A 16192-nucleotide genomic window follows, 5' to 3' on the forward strand; every position below is an offset into this window, starting at 1 on the left:
AATGCTTATTCATAACGTTGCAGAAAGGAAAGAAGCCGCAAACAGAAAAATGCTTGCATTGCTGACATTTCTTAAAGAGGAAACCTACTCCGATTTTAAAACGCTGAAAAAAGTTGTTGGGTTCAAGGGTAAAAGTCACCGCCCAATGTATGCGCTACTGAACAAAGCGGTTGCATTGGGGTTTCTGATAAAACATGAATACCCGGTAATAGCCGGAAAAAAATCACTATGGGGGATCACCATGCAAGGGCTGGCGATGGTGATTAAATCCGATGATAAAGTCATCCCCGGTTATTTTGAACCAGGAAAACTAAAATACTGGACACTGGAACACCGGCTCCTGAATCAACGGGTCAGAATTGCACTGGAAGAGAAAGGCGGGCAAGGCTGGCTTAATGGTGATCGGGGGGAGTTTATAGCGCGTTATCCTGGTGTTCGCCATCGCCCTGACGGGATTATCACGTTAGATAGCGGCGCAATCGTCGCTGTCGAAACAGAGCGCTCAATGAAAACCCGCGCACGCTATATCAACATCATTAACAGCCATCTGGCGGCCAGCGATGCCGGACACTGGCACTACGCGATGTATGTCATGCCGGATGACAAAACCAAAACATCGTTAATCCGGCTGTTTGACTCCATCAAAACGGTAATGAGGAACAACGTTCCGGTGCCGTTCGACACGAGGAACCGCGAAATGTTTCTTTTCCGCACCATTGATGAACTGGAGCAAGCAACCGCCAGCGGTCGAAGCAAAACCTGTTAAAGTTGGCTGTCCAGAAACTGACGGAGACCATAGCCAACTAAACAGATCTTTATTACCGTTAGTTAGGAACATTATGATTAGCGGTTAAATATCAACGCAGAACAAGTTGTAGAATCTGGATGTAGTCGTCATCTGATCTGCCCCCGCTGCACTCAGGAGTGGCATTTGCGACAACAAGTGAGTCTTAGACCGACATAAACTGAATGAAAATTCAGTAAAATGATGACCTCCAGTAATACAATGATGATAATGCGATTATATAAAGGTCAAACCATATGGTTGTTAGCGGATTTCAACAACGGTGCTGTACTCGCTGAGCGGCACATGAAGTTTGAATAATGTGGAAACAACAAATGGCTACATTAAGTCATTGGACATATACAGAGATGGTTGGCAAATCGAATACACGATATGTTGCCTGAAAAGTCGACCGAACAGAACTATAAATATCAAGTCGGCATAACACATCTAAATTTCATAAGGGAAGATGTGCCACCGGGGACGTTTTTTTCACCACGGGGACTTCGGGTATAACGATGCAATCCGAAGAAAGAAATCCAATGTTGGCGATATTCATCATCGCTTTATTCGTCCACTCATGCGAATGGCAATAAAGCGCCTCACCAAAACAGTTTCTTTAGCTTCCCTCTACCAAAATTCCCTATGATCGCATGTTAGAACTCTGCGTGCTGAACTTCGGGCCATATGGACGGTATCATTCATGCACTTGCTCCTTTGAAATTGCTGGATATCATTCGTCTTTATCTGCACCGGCCGGCACAAATAGCTGTAGGGGAACCCGGCGCAGGCAAAAAGAGCGACTTTAACGCGTTTTGCAGGACTCCCCGTTGCCTTGCAGGGAGACACTGTATCATCAAACACCATCTTAATCCCAGCACATTACCCTCCATCCTGGCTCGTACCAAATCAGAGGAAAGGCCTCGCGGCAATAGATTTTCCCAGCGAAGCTCGGAGTGAAATACAGTGCAGCAATATCCGACATCAGAATTTGATCCTCCTGCGTCAGGATACGAAAAATCATCCCGATTTGAGCACCCTTGTCGAAAAAAAATCACCTTATTATGAAGATTGGTTCTTAATACACATGCGTTCGCATGTGCTTATGTTAAGTAGACTTATTGTCTTACACATTTTATCCGTATCATTAACCAGAATATGTTCCGGAGCAGCGGGTGATAGTGCCGCCAGTCCACACTCATCGCTGCCCGGAAAAAGCATCAGTGGGGAGGCAAGCGGTAAGCATCCCGCTATTCTGCAAGACATTTCTGCAGTTTATTTAACCTCCCCGAAGCATTTTTATAAGGCGAGGCGGTATTAAATTGAATCATACGACCTCGGGTCCATTTATTATACCAAGGTTTACCGTAAAGCTCGTCGTTACTGAATCGTTCAATCAAAGCCACGAGTTGCTGCTTATTTTCCTTTAACCGTGCCAATAAAACTTCGTACTCTGTAATATCCTCATAGTCACGGTAGAATTTCTGTGCTAAACGCCCCAATTCATTCCATTTAAATCCTTCCTCAGGAAAAATAATAGTTTTTCCTTTTGCCTCTTGGTCATGCCAGTGTAACACCAGCTCTCCCCAGCCAATGAGATAGGAAACCAGATTCGCTACGCTAATCGTAGTCCCCTTCGCGTGCCCTTCCAATAGAGGTTCAAAGGCGAGTTGGGGCGTAATAGATTCTAGCTTCTTATTTAATAAAGAAAAATTACTATTAATAGCTTTAATTAACTCTTCTTTTGATGATGGAACAGCCATATCTATTGCTCCTTGTATAGTTACACAACTATTTCTACCCTACTATTTCGAGTGATTCAATCGTCTGGTTCACATAACCTACCACCTGTTCAAAATGCTTATCGACAAAAAAATGATCGGCAGCAGGAAATATAATAGTCCGCGTCTTTCGTGTGGTGAATTTTTCCCATGCAAGTAATTCATCCTGCATTACCAGATTGTCAGCATCGCCATGAAATAGCACGATCGGACAGGTTAATGTGCGCGCCTTGGCCTGAAATACATACTGCTCATAGAGCCGATAATCGTTTTTAATGATGGGGGTGAAAATTGTCATTAACTCTTTATTACGAAAGACATCAACCGGAGTTCCGCCCAGCTTGACGATCTCTTCCATAAACGCCTGATCGGGCAAGGTATGCAGTATTACATCATGAGAGGCCCGATCGGGTGGGCGACAGCCGGAAAAAAACAGCGCGCATGGCATGTCATGTCCATGATCGAGAATATAATGCACCAGTTCGAAGGCCATGATCCCTCCGAGACTATGTCCAAAAATGGCGTAGTCTCCACCTGCGTAGTGTTTCACAAATTGTTGATAAAGGTCAGCGACGGCATCCACCATCGTAAGACACAGCGGCTGGCGTATTCTAGTTCCCCTCCCCGCAGGTTCTAAAGGCCGCAAAGTAATATTGTCCGACAGCACGCTACGCCATTTATAATACATGGCGGCAGAACCACCTGAATATGGCAAACAATACAAACTGATATTACTCATCGTCCCACTCCTTGTTGTGTAATAGAATTCGTTTAATTTGATGATTTAATGTCAGAACGAAAGCTAACAGGATAATTCCGAACGGTATCGCCAACACGCTCGATGGCCCCCATACCAAGATAAAACGCCAGTCAAGTCCTGGAGATAGTATACCCGGTGCGACATAGAGCATGGCGGCCACGAGCCCAGGAACCGCCAAGGCGATGATATAGTCACGTACGCGTAAACGTAACCTCTGCTGTTTTCCAGGGCCATGCGCCGTTGCGCGATAAACACGGAAAGCACCGCGCACTACAACCACCGCCCCCCAAAAACACAGCAACAACGTGAGGTAGACGAAAAGGGTATCGGTGGCTGTAATTGCATCACCAGCGCCGTCAGCATATTTGCCAATGCGCAGATAATTATCGATATCCGCGCAAAGCTGCAGTATCAGATTCGAATTCATATTTGCCAGCGCAACAATGCCAATCTGCTGATCCGGTCGCAACGCAATGCAAGAAGAAAAGTTTGGATTCTGCCCACCGTGACTGATGTAAGGGCCTTGATTCTGGTCGATAAACCAACCGCTGGCATAGAGGATACGATTGTCTGCGGCAAGCGGAACATCACTATTACCACGCCAACTGTTACTCATCGCCTCACGCAGCGTTGCCGGCAAAGCCTTTCTGTGCAACCAGGCGTCTATCCATATTTCCATATCAGGCAGAGTGCTATGGATATAGGCGGCAGGAACATGGTTCCGGGCCAGAGGCGCATGAAACAGAACGGGTTTGCCGAATCCCAGTTTATAGCCGCTTGCCTTGTTGACAATAATCTCATCCCCCTTAACTGCCACAGTCGCCGACATGCCCAGCGGCTGCGTGAGTCGTTCCGCAATGACCTCTGTAAAGGTTTTTCCCGTCACATTTTCAATCACCGCGCCCAACACATCATAATTGGCGGAGGCATAGCTAAACTTCGCACCCGGCGCAAACAGCAGATTCTCGTTGCGCAGTTGCTGTGCCACAGCGCTCCCAGGCATAGGGTTTTCCAGCCGAGCCAGTGTTGAAAAAGGCAATCCTGATGTATGATAAAGGAAATCAGCCACGGTCAGGGAAGCAGGTTTTCCCTGATAATTCAAGCGCATTTCCGGCAGATAGGTAATGATATCATCCCCTTGCCGGAGTCTGCCTTCCTGAATCAGTATTTGCACCACAAGTCCGGTAAACGCCTTACTCATCGATCCCAGCTCGTAAACTGTGTCTAGAGTATTCGCTTTCTGACTAGCCACATCGGCAACACCGTAGACAAATCGCTGACGTACCCCCTTAATGGTCACACTTACGGAAAGGGCTGGGACCTTGGCCTCCTGCATCCGTTGGTGAATTAATGTCGACAGGCGCTCATCTTGCGCCCCGATAGGCTCATGTTCTTGCGCCAAAGCGCACATAGCGGAAATAAAGAGCAGCATACAGCACAGGAGATGATATAATGTTTTAATGCTAACGTGTTCCATTATTGTCATCCTGTGAACACCTCATAAAATACCATCAACACATTCGGAGATAAATTCACTGTGCTCACGGATAGCAGGTCTGGCATAAATATCGGCGGCAGTCAGTCCGATTTTATAAATGTGGTTACAGCTGTCGACGAAAGAGATAACGTGCATCGAGGTCGCTCCGTATTCGAAAATAACCGCGTGTTCGTCATAATGATCGATGCATAACAATGAACGCCAGGTTTTCTCCACAAAGTCGCTGACCGACAAATAACTCACTGGTAGCATAGCGTTCTCTCTCGCATCACTGGACTGAATTTCATACCGGACGCGATCAAACGAATAACCGGGTAAGCCTATAGTCTGCACGGCTGGCATTTCCGGTAAACAAATAGTCACTCCTCGTTGCCAAAGAGTGCCCAACAGCGGCAGGATGTCCTCAGGCGTATCCGTATTCAGCATGGGGGAAAATACTGTTTGCCCAACCCACTGCGCATGCTGGTGATACAATATGGAAAACGTCCCCGCGCGACCGATTTCCAGCATCAGCGTTCCCTCCGTCACCGCCAGATTAGCCAATATTTCGCTCAGTTCACTGTTGCCGGCCAGCGTCTGCTCAGGTGTCGTTTCAGCCACAATCACCTGCTGAACAGCGTTTTCCAGTGAGATGATGCGCGCAACATACTGCGCTGCTGCAGCCCCCGTCAGGTAACCGATGTGCTGCACAGGCGAGATACTTTGTTCGATCAGCCATTCACTAAGACTCACCTGCTGGATAAACTGACGCAATGCTGGCGTCCAATCGGCTGGTTCGCAGATTTGTGCAACATCCTGAGACAGGCGCTGGTGCCGCTGGCGCAAGTCAGGTTGACAAGCCAGCAAATGCGTCAGGGCACTCTCCAGCTTATCGTCCCGGTCCGGATATAGGAACACCAAGGTAGTTTCCATATTGATAGGGGTAAAAGACATGTCAGCATCCCGCAGTTTCGCCAAACTTGCACGCAACGCTACCACACTGTCTGCCGCCAGCGCACAGCGATACGGGAAATGTGCCCGGCGTTGCGCGAGAGTATAGGCGATACGATCTTTATCTGCTTCCGCATAGGTCGCCAGAGCGTGATAATGAGCATCCAACTGTTGTCTGAGGGCTAATGGCGTTTTGGCGCTGAAGAAAAACAGGCGGCGCTCATTTTCTTGCACCGCTTGCGCAGGCGTCTCGCACCAGTTTTGCAGAACCAAATGAGCATTGGTCCCTCCCAGCCCAAACGAACTAACGGTGGCATGGATCCTTTTCGTTTGTGGGACAGAAGTCACTACATCACTGAGATAAAATGGCGAGGCTGGCTGCAACAGTTTTTTATGTTTATTTACTAGGTTGATCTGCGGGGGAACTAAACCAGTATATAGCGTCAGTGCGGTTTTCATTAAGCTGACGATACCGGAAGCGACTCCCAGGTGACCCAAGTTGGCTTTTACCGCACCCAATTGAATGCTGTGCGGCGCACATGCCGGTGCGAAAACCCGGTGCAGAGCTTCAAGCTCAATCTCATCACCCAACGGGGTACCGGTACCGTGCGTTTCGATCAGTGCGATATCAGTCGGTACGACTTCTGCGGCGGCAAGCGCCGTATTGATCGCTTCTACCTGTCCTTCTACGCTGGGGGCGACAAACCCCAGCCGACGCCCGCCGTCGTTATTTACCGCACCTCCTTTAATCACCGCATACACTCTGTCTTGGTCGCGTAGTGCATCCTCAAGACGTTTTAGCACCACAACTCCCGCACCGCTGCTGTATACCGTGCCGGTCGCCTCAGCGCTAAACGGGGCGCAGTGTCCGTCTTGCGATACCAGCTTATCACCTTGCGGACTGTAGCCGTGCGCCTGTAAAAAACCCAAGGTGACCCCACCTGCCAACGCAACATCGGCTTGAAAAGTCAATAACCCCTCGCATGCTAAATATGCTGCCACCAACGAACTGGAACAGGCGGTCTGTACACTCACAGCGGGTCCGGTAAACCCCAACTTGTAGGCAACCTGAGCACACAAGTAATCCTTTTCGTTACCAATCTGCGCCTGAAGATAATGGTGATCGCCGCTCATCTTCAGGTATGGATAGACGCGATCGATAAAATAGTTATTGGCGTAGGTCGCCCCATAGACGCCGACTCGCTTAAGTTGCGTGGGAATATAGCCCGCATGCTCAAGAGCGTTGTAGCAGCATTCAAGAAATATTCGTTGTTGCGGATCCATCAACAGGGCTTCGCCAGGCGGAATATTGAAAAATGCAGCATCGAAGTCATAGGGAGCGGTGATTATATTGCGCAGCCTAATCCAAGGGTTCCCATTATCGTCTTCTGTGCATATCGGTTGAGTGAACTCCTCACCCGCCAGCAACTTATCCCACCACTCGGGCACCGATTCCGCACCGGAAAAACGCCCGCTCATGCCAATAATGGCAATATCCAGTGAGCCACAGGTAAAATCATCCTTTGCCATTGTTGTATTCCTTAAGGGTTGGCATCGTGTTTATAGTGTCCACAAAGTCGGCGCGCCCGTCAGCGTGGCGCTGTGTTGGCACAGCCAGGCATCCAGATCAGTGAGGCTGTTCTTGTAGCGCGCCAGCAGGAGTTGCACATCATTCAGCGCAATGCGCGTGGGATCGAAACGGCAGTGGAAGGAGAGACCATCAGCTGCCGAGCGCGCAATATTAAACTCCAGCACGCAGCCGAGCGCGTTTTCAGGCGCGGTATAGATATCACTATTAAAGTGATCAATATGAAAATAGCGGAGTGGAGGTTGCGCCTGCACGCCGATGTAATTCATTCGGATCCCTTGCGCAAGAGAGTCTTCCGGTGCATGCCGCATTTGCAGCAGACCGTAATCTCCCCCACCATGCGTGCGTTTTGCCAAATCGGAAGCGATCGCAGATAACAGTGTCGCCATATCGCCATGCAGAGGGATCGCCCAAGGATAAAATAGAGTAAACCACCCGACCGTATCCGCAACGTCAGGCTCATCGGGCCAGCAGCCGCGTCCCATGCCTTCCATCTCGATGCGACACCAAGGCTCTTCGCTGTAGTAACGCAGCACCAGCGCCAATGCCGTTAGCACATAGGTTTCGGCGCTGTACGCGGTATTACCACTGGATTCAAACAACCTCCTGACGCAAGGATGGCGAAAGTCTTCACGCCAAGCGCGCGTACGAGGTAATGAGTCATCTGGCAATGACACGGGTGGGAAATGCAGCGGTAGCGTTTGACATACTGTGCGCCAGCTTTCGTGTGTGGCGGAATCTACCGTTTTGCTCGCCAGATAGTCATTCCAGCGATGCAGTCCGCTGTTGCTGGTGCCATTGACAGTGCTGACGGCGTCCAGCGTGCTGAGGATTAAATACCAAGAGTGCATATCGACGCACAAGTGATGGGCACAGAGTACCAGCGTGCTAGACGCAGGCTGCGGGGCGTGTAACAGGGCTGCCGTAAAGACTCGACCATTTGTCACGTCAAGCATGCTATTGCACTGAGCGATCACCTCTGCCAACGTCCACTGCGCCGTCGAATATTCCGTGAGCACCTCGTTGGGATAACACACATTAGGGTCGCATACTAGCAACCGCCCCTCAGCGTCCAGCGCACTGTGCAAAGCTGGCTGCTGCTGGATTAACGTATGCAGCCTGTTGTGTAACTGCTCGAGCGGGCAGCCCGGCAACACTTTCAGCACAATGACATGGTTATAAACATTGGGCACTGGCAACGCCAACTGCGTAAACCAACGCAATGCGGGTAGATCGATACGGGTGTTATGAGCATACTGCGCGAGCTGTGACACCGTTGTATGACTAGCGAGAAACTCACAGATGGCGTTCACTGTTCCACACTCCATCACCTGCACCGCTGACATCGTCCAGCCGTGGTGCCTGAGCTGCGCTGCAATCTGGATACTCTTGATGGAGTCCAACCCCAAGACATAAAGATTTTCGTTATCATCAAACTCAGTTTGCTCCAGCGCCCCTTCCACACATACCCGAACTGAATGCCTTATCGCCGCATCTCCCAGCCGCTCGCTACCCGATGCAGGCGCGGTGTTTCGGACCGTTGCGACCATCTGACGCACGTCCACCTTGCCATTGTGCGACAGCGGCAGTTGGGCGATAGCACAGCACTGCTTGGGTTGCATGTAGGTGGGTAATTGCTGACGCAGATGTTGCATTACGGTAGCTACATCAACAGATGACGGTGTCACGCAGGCTAGCAACCCGCTGTGCTGCCCCTGCACATCATCAATCACCGCCACCGCCGCACTTTCTACCTGAGGTGCGCTCAACAACGCTTGTTCGATTTCGCACAGCTCAATACGATAGCCATTAATTTTGACCTGATCGTCTTTACGTCCCTGATAAACCAGCGTATTAGGAGCGATGGCGTAGCCAATATCACCGCTGCGATAGCCAATCATCACCCCATTGGTATCTTTAAAGTAGGCGGCGGCCGTTTGTTGCGGCGCATCGATATAGCCCTGCGTCACTGACGCACCATAAATCACCAATTCACCAGTTTCGCCTTCCGGTACCGGACAGCCCCAAGGGGAGCAAATTGCTACCTGGCAACCGTCGATTGCCATACCGATGGGCAATGAAGGCAGCGTTTCTTGCCCGGTGTAGCGATAGATCATGCAACCAACGGTGGCCTCTGTCGGCCCATATTCGTTATAGATCACGGCCTGAGGAAAGAGAGCAGCCGCCTTACGCGCCAGATCCCGCTTGAAATCCTCCCCGCCAACCACCAAGGTACGAATCTGCTCACTGCTTATGCCAGCCGCACACAACAACCGCAGGTGTGCAGGCGTCAGTTTGATCACTGTGTTGGGCTGATCAACCACGGCCATGCGCAGCAATGTTTCGCTCTCGGCGTGCCGACAAACGCTGATGCTCGCGCCCACACATAAGGGGGCGAACAGCGTAGTGATGGTCAAATCGAAGGACAGCGAAGAGTAGAGCGCAGCCCTGTCCTGCACTGTAAAGTAACGTTCGGCGGCGAAATGGAGATAGTTAGCCAGATTGCCATGAGAGACTTGCACGCCCTTAGGCTCGCCGGTCGATCCGGAGGTAAACAGCACATATGCCAGATCCTGCGGTTCAATAGCTGGCCAAGGTTCTCTAGCAAGCGCCGAAGTCGCTAAGGCCTGGAGCAAGCTGGACGCGGGAAACGCCAGCGCCTGCGTCAATTCATGCATCGCCGGATCGTAAAGGATATGCGCTACCTGCGCTTTACGACACATGGCGTAAAGGCGGGTCGTTGGCAACGCGGGATTTAGCGGCAGAAATGCCGCGCCGCAGCGCAAAATACCATAAATAACCATCACCGTTTGAGCGCTATGCTCAGCGATAATCCCCACCACTTGACCGCGTCCGATCCCCTGTTGGCGCAGATAACGCGCAACCCGCTCAACAGCGTCATCCAACTGCCGATAAGTCAAAGACTGTTCATTATCAATTAGTGCTGTGCGATCACCATGCTCCACAACTTGCGCTGCAAATCGGGAAGTAAATGAGGGTTTGAGTGAGCCACATGCCAATGCGACATGCGGCGCAGGATAGACTTCGAGATCGCCTAGACGAGCGTCAGGTTGCCGATCCAATGCAGTGACTAAATCCAACAGCCCATTTTTCATCGCTGTCAGTTGGTGCGGAGTGAAAGCGCTACGCAGCGCCTCCAGACTCAACCTAAGGCTTTCTTTATGATTATTAACAGTTTGCAAAACAATCTGTAGCTTATAGGACTGCTCGCCGCTGTAGTAACTCTCCACGCGTTGCGCGGCACCTGCAATGTGGCGTTCATAGGTAAAGTTATAATAATTAACGCAATAATCGAACGCCCGCAACTTCCCTCCCCCCTGTTCCGCCAAATCCTGATTGAATAAGGTAATGGGATATTTGCTGTGTTTAAAACCGCGTTTCAGTTCGCGCTGGAAAAAGGCCACCAGTTCACAGAATCGTTCCGTGCGCACCAGTCGATAGGCCAGCGGCAATTGATTAGTAAACATGCCAAAGCAACGCCGCGCCTCGCGAGTATGCCGATTGGCTAACGGCACGCCTATTACGCCTTTTTCCTCCCCCCATACTCTGGCGCGATAGAGAGCGAAGAGTGCAATAAACAGCGTATTAAGCGTACAGCCATAACGATTACACAACCTGTAGAGACGGTTAATTATGGCTGGCTCAAGCCAAGTGGAACAACTGATGCCCTCAGTAGTAACGATGGGGGAACTGTCTGGAAAGCAGTCGCGGTATTCGTCGATATAGTCACGCCACCAGCCACGATCAACGGCAAAGCGCGTTGACGCCTGATAAGATTGCTGCTGCGCCAGAAATGCGCTATAGGCTGGTGACGCATCATCTGGTACGTCCTGCTGTTCGTATGCTCGCTTGACATGGCTTGACAACAACGCCATTGACCAACCATCAGCAATGCCGTGATGGGCTTTAAATAAATAACCGCTGTATTGTTCACCGCACGTAAAGGTGACAAACTCGAACAAATCGTGCGCCAGCAGGGTAAAGGGCTGCCGGAACCACTCATCAACAAATGTTTCGATCGCCGCTGGGCGTAGGTTCTCCTTGTCATAATCTGGGGAAAAAGTCAAATGGCGGATATCGCGCCAGTGATAAGGCTGCACTTGGCTGACCACTTCACTCTCCTCTCCCATCACAAACCACATACGCAACGCATCAAATTGCCGAATGGCGGACTGGATGGCCGCGTGTAGTCGGGGCAGATCGACAATTCCCTCAATGGTGACCACACCACCAATGATGTTTACGGCACTGTAAGGATACAGTTGATCAATGATGTGGCACTGTTCCTGTGGCCACGACAACGGATTGCCCGACATCATGGTGCCACCTCCATATCCAAGTGTTGGGAGCGCACCGCCTCCTGATTCCATCGCAGCAGACGAGGTGAAAGACGCAGCAGACGCCACGCCAACAACGCAGCCACAAAAGTGCCGCTCATCGCCCCAAAATAGACGCCGGTAATACGCATCTCTAACACAATCGCCAGCAGGTATACGACAGGGACAGATATAAACACGTGACGCATCAGCGTCAACAACACCGAATACCAAGGCTTACCAATGGCCTGATAATATTCACTTGCTAACAGGCTGATAGCGACAAAGGGTAGTGCCAGTGCCATGATACGGGTTTGCAGTACCGCATAGTCACTCACGGCAACAACACGAGTAAACAGGGGATACATCCAGGGTGCCAGTACAATATGCGTAACGGCTAACACCAGCACAATAGAGAAGGCCAGCGCGACGGCGGCCCAATAGGCATTCAGCGTGCGGGTGACATTTCCGTGTCCCCAGTTTTGCCCCACCACAGTCAGCAACGCGGTCGCGATAGCCAGCATCGGCGTGATGATGAAATAGTCGATGCGACCAGTGAGCGTAAACGCTGCCATCGCGTTTACGTCCAGCCTGACGATAAAAAAATTATAAATCACTATGCCGACCGCAATGATCAGTTGCATCAGCATCTGCGCCATGCCGACGGAGAGAAACTCTCGGTAGATTTTCCAGGAGAATGGGCGTAACGCGATGCGTATACTCAACCCGATATGTAATCCCATCAATGTGTAGATGAAATAGGCGACCACACTCAGTTGCGCCAGAAACGACGCCAATGCCACCCCTTTCACACCAAAATCGAATACAAAGATCATGATTGGATCGAGCATAATATTTACCAACGCCCCCAACAATGAGGCCTTCATGATGACCATGATCTTACCCGCGCCCTGAAACAACCCCATCATGACGCCAATCAACATGATGCTGAACACGGTCAGCAGCGAATAATAATAGAACTCCGTTGCGTAGCCGATGATGCTCTTCGTGGCCCCCAGTGAGCGCAATAGCGGCTGGGCATAAACATAGCCAAGTACGGTGATCACGATCGCAAAGAATAGCGCGATGATGATACCGACCGACAAAATCCGCTGTGCACGATCCAACCGCTGCATGCCGATGGCGCGGGACAGCAAAGATCCCATACCGATTTGAATGCCGTTGGCGATGGCAAATAACCCCATTCCAACGGGGAAAACCAGCCCCACACCGGCAATGATGCCGCTGTTGGTGACATCAATGTGGCTCAGCCAAAAAATATCGGCGATGGCATAGGTCACCTGCGTTAACATACCGACAAACATCGGCAACGCCATGCGCAGGAGTAATTTATACAGCGAGCCGTCAAACATACCCGCCACCGTGAACAGCTCATCGTTCAGCGTGCCGTTGTCTGGCTCAAGCTTATTCACCGTCATACCTGCTCCTTATTCATTAAATGCGCCGCACCTTTATTGGCGCTGTCACCGATATCCGCCTCTAGTACCCTTCCGGTACCGTGAATCCGCCACTGATGCTTTCGCAGAACTCAGCAAAGTTAATCGTCACATCATCGTGAAAATGCCCGGAAATGATCTGTATGCCGCACGGAAGCTCATCCATCGTTTTCGCCAATGGGTAAACGGTGGCAGGCAAACCAAAAACCGTTGCTAACATGTTCCAGAACAAATGTTCGTTGTAATCTTGCGGTTCGCCATTGACGATAAGCTTGCGCTTACGCACCGGCTGCTGCATGTGCGCAAACGCCAGCACCGGGCTGACGGGTGTCAACAACACGTCATAACGCGCGAAAAGGTTTTCTATCACCCGGCTGTATTCGTGGCGGAGTTTGTCTGTGTTCCGCTGTTCGCCACTGTCTTTCAGCATGCCCTGGTAATAGCTCGTTATCCCCTCAGGCACATCCGCCAGCTTGCCCACAAGCCTGAAGCCCAGCGCAGCCAGCCCGGCTGTAAGACGCTGGCGTCCATTGAGCGCCGTACTTACCAGTCGACCACTGAGTTTGACTGCTATATCAAACAGTGCGTCGGGATCGATATCGGCGGGCATAGCATCATCAACCTCCACGCCAGGCTGTGCGCGTAACTTGTCGATAAACGATTGAAAACGCTGTGCGATCTGTTGATCTATCTCATGGTGGGGCGCACTAAACCACGTGCACACGCGGTAGTTTGCTTTGGCCTGATAACGGCTAAAATCGGGAATACGCGGCGGTTCCACCCAGAATGTGCTCAATGCGCGCATCATCAGACGCAGATCCGCCGCGCTGCGCGCCATGGGGCCCGCCGTCGAGAGATCCGGCTCATCAGTCGCTTGCGGACCACCACCGGGCACATGTCCTCTGACCGACATCAACCCCAAGCTACAACGATGGGCATAGACACCTGTGTAGTGTGCGGGAATGCGCAGTGAGCCAAACAAATCGCTGCCAAATTCCACGGGGGTGAAATCCGCCGCCACCGCCACCGCCGCTCCCCCGGACGATCCGCCGGGTGAACGTTGCCTATCCCACAGGTTATGGGTGGTGCCATACAGATCGTTATAGGTTTGCCAATCGGCAGTCATCATCGGCACATTGGTTTTTCCCATCAGGATCGCCCCGGCAGCGCGTAAGCGTGCGATGGAAGGAGCATCCTGCGTCGCCCGGTTATCTTTCAGATAATTGGCACCGGACGTGGTTAACCACCCTTGCACGTCAAACGACTCCTTAACAGTACAAGGTAATCCGTGCAACACGCCCCTTGCGCGCCCCTCCAGTCGCTCACGATCGGCGCGCGCGGCGGCCTCCAACGCCAACGCATAGTGCTGCTGCACCACCGCATTCAACGACTTGTTAAACTGCGCCATACGTGAAAAATAGTGATTCACCAACGCCACTGAGGTGGTTTCTCCGGACGCCAACTGTGCCAACAGTGTCCCTGCGCTACGATAGCTCTGCTCACTCATCGCCCTTTTCTCCCTGTTGGGCACGTTTTCGCCGCAACGCCAGATTCTCGCGCGCAGCGCTGACCTGCGAAACCTCAGCCTGCGCTAATACGATATCGTGGGCGGCGGGTAGATTGTGCAGTTGCTCATCAAGGTAACGCGCCACATCCGCGATGGTTGGCAGACGGAACAGATCGACAATGGGAATCTCCTGCCCGATAATCGCCTCAAGAGCCTGCTGAATACGCACCAATTCTATAGAACTGCCCCCCAGCGAGAAGAAATCGTCTTCGACCGACACGTGGCTCACGCCGAGTACCTCTTGCCAGAGCGCCACCAGCCGCTGTTGTAACGCACTGTCCACCTGGATTGGACCCACGCCGTCACGCTGGTGGGCAATTTGTTCGCCCTGCAGCTGTAATTTTTGCCGATCTAGCTTGCCGTTAGCGGTTAACGGAAAATCGGTCGCTAACATCAGATCGCTCGGCACCATATAGTCAGGCAGTTGCTGACGCAGGCCGCGCAGCATGGCATCTTTGTAGCTCTGCATGTCCAGCGACGCAGCGGTTTCCTTCGGTTTCTCATAGGTGGAGAAATCGCGCAGCAATGCTGCAGCACTTGCCGCCTCTTGCCCTATCGCGCCCCCCACGGTGCAATGGACATAGCGATGATGTGGCGACAATTGAAAATGCGATGCCACAGCGGAAAAGTCTGCCATCCCAAGTTGGCACAGCCCCAATCCGTAGCGCGGCGCATCTTCTTCCAGTAAATGGCAGAGAGTACCTGCTTCCATCACCGAGAAGTGCCAAGCTGCCTCTTGCCCATAGAATGGCGAGATCACCGCCATATCAGCCACCATAAACAGCGTGAATGCCGCCCGATCGGCAATAGACTGATTAGGTCCGGCATGAAAACCACTGTTCAGCTCGACTTCTGGTGCTACCGGCATAAGACAGCTCTGTCGCGGGTCGAAGTAGTAAATACCGGATACTCCCTCTTCGATCTTGTCTGGATGCAGGTACACGTATGTTTGCACCGGGTATAGCCCCCCGGCAGACGCATAGGCATACTTGGCAAAAGGTAGACCGGGCAGACGCATCTGCCCCAAGCCCGACAGCAATTGCCCCAACTGTGCCAGCGTGGTTTTTTGCGCGCTGAAATGACGATAGCTGCGGCGTTTGATGTAACGTGTGCTATCCGCCGGTACCGTCAGTGCAATGCCCAGACCATCCAGCGCGCGAATATGTGGCTCCTTGAGTTTGAACGCTAGACGCTGTGCCGGATTCACAATAATACCCTGCGCCAGTGCCGCCGCCTCCGCTTCCTTAGCTTGCAATGCCTGCGCCTGCTGGCGATCGTGCAGTTTGGCAAAAGCGACCAACCGACGATGTTGAGAATTACCCACTGCCACCACCACTGACTGCTCCACATCGGGATGTCGCGCAATGCAGCGCTCGATTTCCCCCAGTTCGATACGGTAACCATTCACCTTCACTTGGGTATCGTTGCGCCCCAAAAAGGCGACTTGCCCGTCAGCAAAGTAGCGCCCGCGATCCCCAGTGCGGTAAATT

At 51.7% G+C, this 16192-nt stretch carries 9 protein-coding genes; 1 reads left to right on the forward strand and 8 read right to left on the reverse strand.

The window, feature by feature from the left end; genetic code table 11:
- Position 1: 1 nt before the first annotated feature.
- Entirely contained in the window at positions 2-766 is a 765-nt protein-coding gene (gene mobC / locus DR88_RS11020) for a MobC family replication-relaxation protein (RefSeq protein ID WP_004150608.1), read from the forward strand.
- A 1268-nt stretch (positions 767-2034) separates the two neighbouring features.
- Here the strand turns inward: mobC and clbS are convergent.
- From clbS to DR88_RS10985, 8 genes are all read right to left on the reverse strand, one after another.
- Entirely contained in the window at positions 2035-2547 is a 513-nt protein-coding gene (gene clbS / locus DR88_RS11015) for a colibactin self-protection protein ClbS (RefSeq protein WP_000290498.1), read from the reverse strand.
- Between the two features lie 34 nt (positions 2548-2581).
- Entirely contained in the window at positions 2582-3304 is a 723-nt protein-coding gene (gene clbQ, locus DR88_RS0126170; protein WP_000065645.1) for a colibactin biosynthesis thioesterase ClbQ, read from the reverse strand.
- Positions 3297-4811: a precolibactin peptidase ClbP gene (gene clbP / locus DR88_RS11010; protein WP_002430641.1), complete on the reverse strand. Its 1515-nt coding sequence runs from the start codon at positions 4809-4811 to the stop codon at positions 3297-3299. The genes clbQ and clbP overlap by 8 nt, the downstream gene beginning before the upstream one ends.
- Positions 4812-4823: 12 nt before the next feature.
- Positions 4824-7283, reverse strand: coding sequence for a colibactin polyketide synthase ClbO (gene clbO / locus DR88_RS11005; protein WP_004150615.1), 2460 nt, complete (start codon positions 7281-7283; stop codon positions 4824-4826).
- 30 nt (positions 7284-7313) lie between these two features.
- The gene (gene clbN / locus DR88_RS11000) at positions 7314-11681 is read right to left on the reverse strand and encodes a colibactin non-ribosomal peptide synthetase ClbN (protein ID WP_032443938.1); all 4368 of its coding nucleotides are present in this window, start codon (positions 11679-11681) and stop codon (positions 7314-7316) included.
- Positions 11678-13117, reverse strand: coding sequence for a precolibactin export MATE transporter ClbM (gene clbM, locus DR88_RS10995; RefSeq protein WP_004150617.1), 1440 nt, complete (start codon positions 13115-13117; stop codon positions 11678-11680). Before clbM ends, clbN begins: the two co-directional genes overlap by 4 nt.
- Before the next feature lie 61 nt (positions 13118-13178).
- On the reverse strand, positions 13179-14642 hold the full coding sequence (clbL, locus tag DR88_RS10990) for a colibactin biosynthesis amidase ClbL (protein ID WP_025862122.1): 1464 nt from the start codon (positions 14640-14642) through the stop codon (positions 13179-13181).
- Positions 14635-16192 (reverse strand): SagB/ThcOx family dehydrogenase (locus tag DR88_RS10985; protein WP_032444036.1); only part of this gene is annotated, 1558 nt, incomplete at its 5' end. The genes DR88_RS10985 and clbL, both read right to left, overlap by 8 nt.

Source organism: Klebsiella pneumoniae (genome assembly GCF_000742135.1).
Lineage (GTDB): Bacteria > Pseudomonadota > Gammaproteobacteria > Enterobacterales > Enterobacteriaceae > Klebsiella > Klebsiella pneumoniae.

What these genes read in the sequence shown, in the direction of transcription:
- mobC (WP_004150608.1), top strand. Translation starts at nt 2, where the DNA reads ATGCTTATTCATAACGTTGCAGAAAGGAAAGAAGCCGCAAACAGAAAA.
- clbQ (WP_000065645.1), bottom strand. Translation starts at nt 3,304, where the DNA reads ATGAGTAATATCAGTTTGTATTGTTTGCCATATTCAGGTGGTTCTGCC.
- clbL (WP_025862122.1), bottom strand. Translation starts at nt 14,642, where the DNA reads ATGAGTGAGCAGAGCTATCGTAGCGCAGGGACACTGTTGGCACAGTTG.
- clbP (WP_002430641.1), bottom strand. Translation starts at nt 4,811, where the DNA reads ATGACAATAATGGAACACGTTAGCATTAAAACATTATATCATCTCCTG.
- clbM (WP_004150617.1), bottom strand. Translation starts at nt 13,117, where the DNA reads ATGACGGTGAATAAGCTTGAGCCAGACAACGGCACGCTGAACGATGAG.
- clbS (WP_000290498.1), bottom strand. Translation starts at nt 2,547, where the DNA reads ATGGCTGTTCCATCATCAAAAGAAGAGTTAATTAAAGCTATTAATAGT.
- clbN (WP_032443938.1), bottom strand. Translation starts at nt 11,681, where the DNA reads ATGATGTCGGGCAATCCGTTGTCGTGGCCACAGGAACAGTGCCACATC.
- clbO (WP_004150615.1), bottom strand. Translation starts at nt 7,283, where the DNA reads ATGGCAAAGGATGATTTTACCTGTGGCTCACTGGATATTGCCATTATT.